Source organism: Campylobacter sp. MG1, from assembly GCF_026616895.1.
In the GTDB taxonomy this organism is placed as follows: domain Bacteria; phylum Campylobacterota; class Campylobacteria; order Campylobacterales; family Campylobacteraceae; genus Campylobacter_E.
The window spans coordinates 86,078-92,619 of record NZ_JANYME010000008.1; the positions used below are offsets into that span (position 1 = coordinate 86,078).

Genomic DNA, 6,542 nt, shown 5'->3' on the forward strand with positions numbered 1-6,542 from the left:
CTTTACAATTATTCTTTAAAATACAGCGAATTTTTTGGAATTTAAAAAAGGAATTTCATTTGAAACTCCCATTTGAAATTCTTAGACTTATTCGTTTTCTTCGCAAAATTTCTTATAAAACTCCGGCAAGTGTTCTAAACTCTCACAATATTCAAACATACCACTCATATTTTCAACTTTTGAAGTATCAAAATTTAAAGTTTGATTAAAACTTTTACAACCATAAAGCATACCTTCCATATTAATTACTTTTGAAGTATCAAGCTCTAAAGACTGATTGAGATTTTCACAACCATAAAACATATTCTTCATATTTGTTACTTTTGAAGTGTTAAAGTTTAAAGATTGATTAAAATACTTACAAGCAGAAAACATCTGGGACATATTAGTTACATTGCTTGTATCCCAAGTATTAATACCACTAAAGTCTTTTCTTAAACTATTATTAAAAAGCATGCTCATATCAGTAATCAAACTCGTATCAACATCACTAAGATTAATTACATTAGAATAAACTAATTTGTGTAATTCTTTCTTATCTTCAGGTCTATATTTGCCATTAATCTTTTCAAAATAGTCATTTTCCAAAAGAAGCTTCATAGCAGGTTCACAGTCATAAAAATATTCATACAAGTCATCCAAGTCAAAATCTTCAAAAGAACTTGAATTCATTTCATAACAACCTTTAAATATACTATCTGTATCATTTACATATCTTATATCAAAATCAAACACTTGATTTAATTTTTCGCAACCTTCAAACATATTATTCATAAATACTACTTTTGAAGTATCAAAACTTAAAGGCTGATTGAAATTTATACAACCTTCAAACATACTGCTCATACTAGTTACATTGCTAGTATCAAAATTCAAAGGCTGATTGAAGTTAATGCATTTATCAAACATATGGCTCATATCAGTTACATTGCTAGTATCCCAAGTGTTTATCCCGCTAAAGTCCTTTCTAGTGCTATTTTCAAATAATCCACTCATATCGGTAATCAAACTCATATCAACACTATCTAAACTAACCCCATCCTTATAAACTAAGGCTTTTAATTCATATTCATTTATTGGTTGATACTTATCATCTACTTTTTTTATCCAATTACTATCTTGTATTAATTCTAATATCCCATCTAAATCATAGCAAGCTTTTAATATTAAATCTTTATTCTTAATACAATTTTTAAAATCAAATTGTTTGCAACCACTAAACATTGCATTTATTGTATATATTTTTGAAATGTCAAAATTTATAATTTGATTAAAACTTTCGCAACCACAAAACATATAATCCATATTAGTTACTCTTGAAGTATCAAAGTTTATAGCTTGATTGAAGTTTATACAACCAAAAAACATAAAACTCATATGAGCTACTCTTGAAGTATCAAAGTTTATAGCTTGATTGAAATTCTCACAACCAATAAACATACCTCTAATATCAATTACATTTCTTGTATCAAAATTTAAAGGCTGATTAAATTTTTTACAATACATAAACATAAAACTCATACTTTCAACTTTTGAAGTATTAAAGTTTAAAGTTTGATTAAATTTTTTACAACCATAAAACATGTAACTCATATTAGTAACTCTTGAAGTATTGAGGTTTAAAGATTGATTAAAGTTTATACAACCTTCAAACATATTATTCATATTAGTTACTCTTGAAGTATTGAGGTTTAAAGCGTGATTAAATTTTATGCAATTAGCAAACATTCTATACATATTCACTACATTACTAGTATCCCATTCGTTTATCCCACTAAAGTCCTTTCTAATGCTATTTTTAAATAATCCACTCATATCAGTAATCAAACTCGTATCAATATCACCTAAATAAACACTCTCATCTCTTACTAATTCTTTTAATTCTTTTTTTGTTGTTGGTTTATATTTTTTCATAAAATCTCCTTTAGTTTCGTAAAATCTATATTAAATGCGTTTAACTCTAAATAATTTAAAAGTCATATTTCAAATTCTTAGACTTATTTTTATTTTTTACCAAAATTCTTGTAAAACTCTGGCAAGTGTTCTAAACTCTCACAACCTTCAAACATATTATCTATATAAAGAACATTTTTTGTAGTAAAATTTAAAATCTGATTAAAGCTTTTACAATCAAAAAACATATTGCTCATATTAACTACATCACATGTATAAAATTGCAATAATTGGTTAAATTTTATACAACTATAAAACATATCACCCATATTGGTTACATTTAAAGTATCAAGGTTTAAAGGTTGATTGAAATTTTCACAATAAGAAAACATATTAGCCATGTTGATTACTTTTGAAGTATCAAGGTTTAAAGGTTGATTTAGTTTTTTACATTTATTAAACATAAAACTCATATCAGTTACATTTCTTGTATCAAAATTTAAAGGCTGATTGAAGTTTATACAACCTTCAAACATTCTTTTCATATTTTCTACTTTTCTTGTATCAAAATTTAATGGTTGATTAAAATTTTTGCAATCTCTAAACATTTCACTCATATCGGCTACATTTCTCGTATCAAAATTTAAAGGCTGATTGAAGTTTACACAACCATAAAACATATCTCTCATATTAATTACATTTCTCGTATCAAAATTTAAAGGCTGATTGAAGTTTACACACCTATAAAACATAAAACCCATATCAGTTACATTACTAGTATCCCACTCATTTATCCCGCTAAAGTCTTTTCTAGTACTATTTTCAAATAATCCATTCATATCAGTAATCCAACTCGTATCAATATCACCTAGATATACGCTCTCATCTCTTACTAATTCTTTTAATTCTTTTTTTGTTGTTGGTTTATATTTTTTCATTTTTTTCCTTTATATTAATAAAATAAATTTCTAATTTATTCCTTTTAGTTTTGCTAGTAATATTTCAAATTTATTTGCCTTTGAATGCTCCCAATTAAAACTTGCTTTGCATTTAGGACACTTAATTGGTGCTAAATCATTTTCTGCAAAACAATCACTACTATAAATCCTAACTACGCTATATCCACAACTTTTGCAAGTATATTTACTAGGCTTTGGCGGTATTGGCATAATCTCTCCTTTTTAAGAATTTGAAAGTCATATTTCAAATTCTTTGATTTAAATTATTGTTTAGACTGCATAATAACTGCTTTAATATCTTCAACAAGCTTTTTTTCTACACCCAATTTTTCTTTATCAGCAAAGAATAATATTGGTAAAACCCAAGCATTATTATTGCTTTGATTTATATTTGCATTTAACGGTATTTTTAAACTATTAAAATATTTTTTAAAGCTTTCTTTAGCATCATTATTTGTAAACATATTTGCAAAACTATCCCATAAGCCATATTCTTTAAAATGTAAAGTATCTTTTAATGCCTTTGTGTTTAAAGACTTACTTAGCGTTTGCTTAACACCAAAAGTATCACTTAAAACATTGCAAAATGTAAAAATCTCATCAAGCTTTATAGAGTGCTCATTTACCATATTATCTTGTAAATTCTCTATCTCATTAATGATTTGCGATCTTACTTTTTCAAATTCTGCTTTTACTTCTGCTCTTGTAGTATCTAAAAAGCTAAAAAGTCTTGAAAAAAAGCCAATATTACTATCAATTGTTTTATTTAATCGTTCTTCATAATTATCTAAAGTTTTATTATAAGATTCCACATATTTACGAGCAAAATCGTAAGCAAAACTTGTAGCTAGGTTTTCAAAAATCAAATCAATAACGCCATTTATCACTTCTTCTTTGCCGTATTTTTGAGTTTTTTGTCCGCCTCTTTTTTCTACTTCAATAGAACATACTTTATATAATCTTGTATCTTTTCCAAGCTCTTTTTTAATATGCTCTTCATATTCGTTAAATTCTTCAGCACTTTTAATACTATCACAACCTGTAATAATAAAGTGAATATTAAATTTTAAAAGCTCTTTTAGTTGTTTGATTAATTTTATTTCTTGCTCTTCAATTCTTTTTGTATTATATTTCAGGCAATAAAAAACAACATGAAAAAACTCAGCTACATTATCGCTACTATTTTTGCTTTGTATATATGATTTGATATTTTTAATAATACTTTCAAAATCATCTTTGTTTGATTCAAGCCCTTTACTATCAGTGACAATAAGCCTTAGTCTATCATCAACTATTTTTTCATATTCTTTAAATTCTTGTGTAATAGGCTTACCAATACCAGTAGGCGCTTTAGCTTCATCTAAAAGATAATTTATAAAAGAACTTTTACCATTACCAGTCTTGCCAATAACCAATACTCTAGCTTCTTGATATTGCATATTTATTCCTTATCTTCTTTTTCTTGGTTATCTTCTTTAGTATCTTTTTTATTTTCTTTATTTTTGTGTAGTTCTTTTTTGACATCCGCCCAACTAATAGTATCTATATAGTGTTTGATTACTTGGCAAATATTTTCAACAATATCATCATCTACAACTTTACCCGCTAAAATATCTTGATATTTCTTTTTACAATATTCTGAATACGCAAAGCCCATTCCATAAGTAATAACACCTGCTACACTTGCAGTAATCGCACTTCCTACAATAGCTCCAACCCCAGTAAATTTAAGCAAGTTACCTGCTAAAGCTTTTCCTAAATTACTAGCTAAAGTTTCTGCTGCTAAGCTTTTTAAAGCTGTTTTTGATATATCAACTCCATATATACGCCCAATATGCACTAGCATTGCTACTTGAGTAGGTGTGATTACTACAGTATCACTTACTAAAGGTATAGGATTTGCTCCTGCAGCAACACAAAACGAGGTGTAGCGTAATATAATTGTTTTAGCATGTTGTTCTTTTAATGCAATGCTTCTTTCTTGAGATGCTACAAAAGCTTTTTGTATATCATCATCACTAATACTATTTGCACTATCATTTAATAAAGAATTTAAATCTGTATCTTCATCAGCTAAATCTTTACTAACTGCATATATTTTTGTATTTAAGATTTTCTCATATTCTTTTTGAATACTTAAATTAGCATCATCTTCATCACATTGTGTCATTACTACAAAAATATTTTTATAGTTTTTCTTTAATAATTTTACGATATTTAAATCCATATCTTCCACTCTTGTTTTACTTGCAGATATGCAATACCAAATTACATGAATATTTCCTTCGCAATTATTTATCTTGCCACTTTCAAGCTTATTTTGAAAATCTTTAACTTTATTTACAAAACTATCTGCTTCGCCTGCTAATTCATAGCCTTCTGAATCGATAATATTTATAGTTTTGTTAAAATCTTTTCCTAAAAATACATTAAACTCTCCAGTTTGTGGTTTATGATTGCTAACATTTGCTACTTTAGAGCCAAAAACATGATTTATTAGTGAGCTTTTGCCTGCACCTGTATGACCTAAAATCATAATATTTGCATATGAATTTGCCTTTTCAAACTTTGCTTTTTCTTCTGCGATAATTTGTTCTATACTCATTTAAAACTCCTTAATTAAATTAATTTTATATTTTTTATCTACTTTAAATTTATCTTGTAAAGCATTGCAGACTTTTATATTCTCGTTGTAATATTTAGCCTTACTCATATACTTTTTAAGAAACCTTTCGTAATATTCATCAACCCTACAAACCATAGGACGATTTTCATAAATCCTGCATGTATTATCATCTGCTAGGTGCATACAAACACCATTTAAATTAAATTCTTCTAGTTCTTTTACTCCGTTAATACTCTTGCAGCATAAGCCACATGCAGTGCATGGAAAATTATCTAACATTGCTAAGTTCCTTTGAATATAAATGAAAAGTTTTGAATAAAATTAATGAAGTTAAGTGATTTTAGTTTTTGTAAAATCCCCCCCCCATAAGAGAAAATATAGCTTTCATTTATTCTCCTTTCTTGTAATTTTTCACATTATAGCATATGAGTTGTCAAAATTATGTCCATATAAAAAATATTTAAAATATTATTAATAAAAATATTGATTTTAAAAGCTTAAACTAAAAACAAAATATTATACTAATTACTGCAAATAAAAAAATATTTTATCTTACTTTAACTATTTGTATTACATATTATTGTATTGACTATAATAAATTTCTAAGTTACAAAAATAAAAAGATGAATATATTAAAATAAAATTATATAAATTAAAAAAGGGATTAATAATTATGAAAAATAAATTTCATATGAGCTTAGAATACAACATATGTTTAGCAAAAAGAAATATCGTAGATAATATCTATAAAAGTGCGAGACTTGAGGGCATTAATGTAACTTTTCCACAAGTAGAAGCCATTTATAACGGTGTAAATATAAGTAGCTTAAAGGTAGATGATATTGTAGCTATTAACAACCTTAAATATGCTTGGTATTTTCTTTTTGATACTATAAGTTATCCTGAAATTGATTTTGCTTATATTTGTAAAATAAATAAGACTATAGGTGCAAATTTAATCTATCAATCAGGCTACATAAGGCAATTTGATGTGGTTATTGGCGGAACAACTTACAAACCTAAAATGCCACATAAAGAGGAAATTATAGAAGAATTAAACGAAA

Annotated in this window: 7 protein-coding genes; 1 reads left to right on the plus strand and 6 read right to left on the minus strand. The window is 26.4% G+C overall.

Translation table 11 applies throughout. The features are described from left to right. Positions 1 to 87: 87 nt before the first annotated feature. The 6 genes from NY022_RS07585 to NY022_RS07610 all read right to left on the minus strand — a co-directional run bounded on the left by NY022_RS07585 (position 88) and on the right by NY022_RS07610 (position 5,757). Entirely contained in the window at positions 88 to 1,914 is a 1,827-nt protein-coding gene (locus NY022_RS07585) for a BspA family leucine-rich repeat surface protein (protein ID WP_267524956.1), read from the minus strand. A gap of 89 nt (positions 1,915 to 2,003) precedes the next feature. Continuing rightward, positions 2,004 to 2,831 carry a BspA family leucine-rich repeat surface protein gene (locus NY022_RS07590; protein WP_267524958.1) on the minus strand — a complete coding sequence of 276 codons (828 nt, stop codon included), beginning with the start codon at positions 2,829 to 2,831 and terminating at the stop codon, positions 2,004 to 2,006. 30 nt (positions 2,832 to 2,861) lie between these two features. Beyond that, positions 2,862 to 3,062, minus strand: coding sequence for a hypothetical protein (locus tag NY022_RS07595; protein WP_214117683.1), 201 nt, complete (start codon positions 3,060 to 3,062; stop codon positions 2,862 to 2,864). A 53-nt stretch (positions 3,063 to 3,115) separates the two neighbouring features. Further along, positions 3,116 to 4,291 (minus strand): GTPase, encoded by a 1,176-nt coding sequence (locus NY022_RS07600; RefSeq protein WP_267524961.1) that lies wholly within the window; start codon positions 4,289 to 4,291, stop codon positions 3,116 to 3,118. 2 nt (positions 4,292 to 4,293) lie between these two features. Then, positions 4,294 to 5,457 (minus strand): GTPase, encoded by a 1,164-nt coding sequence (locus NY022_RS07605; RefSeq protein ID WP_267524963.1) that lies wholly within the window; start codon positions 5,455 to 5,457, stop codon positions 4,294 to 4,296. Beyond that, the gene (locus NY022_RS07610; RefSeq protein ID WP_214120520.1) at positions 5,458 to 5,757 is read right to left on the minus strand and encodes a YkgJ family cysteine cluster protein; all 300 of its coding nucleotides are present in this window, start codon (positions 5,755 to 5,757) and stop codon (positions 5,458 to 5,460) included. It abuts the gene before it with no gap. A 394-nt stretch (positions 5,758 to 6,151) separates the two neighbouring features. On the opposite strand from NY022_RS07610, the gene NY022_RS07615 reads away from it, so the two are divergent. Then, positions 6,152 to 6,542 (plus strand): hypothetical protein (locus NY022_RS07615; protein WP_267524965.1); only part of this gene is annotated, 391 nt, incomplete at its 3' end.

Coding starts and splice junctions, on each gene's coding strand:
- NY022_RS07585 (WP_267524956.1), bottom strand. CDS start 1,914: ATGAAAAAATATAAACCAACAACAAAAAAAGAATTAAAAGAATTAGTA.
- NY022_RS07595 (WP_214117683.1), bottom strand. CDS start 3,062: ATGCCAATACCGCCAAAGCCTAGTAAATATACTTGCAAAAGTTGTGGA.
- NY022_RS07600 (WP_267524961.1), bottom strand. CDS start 4,291: ATGCAATATCAAGAAGCTAGAGTATTGGTTATTGGCAAGACTGGTAAT.
- NY022_RS07590 (WP_267524958.1), bottom strand. CDS start 2,831: ATGAAAAAATATAAACCAACAACAAAAAAAGAATTAAAAGAATTAGTA.
- NY022_RS07610 (WP_214120520.1), bottom strand. CDS start 5,757: ATGTTAGATAATTTTCCATGCACTGCATGTGGCTTATGCTGCAAGAGT.
- NY022_RS07605 (WP_267524963.1), bottom strand. CDS start 5,457: ATGAGTATAGAACAAATTATCGCAGAAGAAAAAGCAAAGTTTGAAAAG.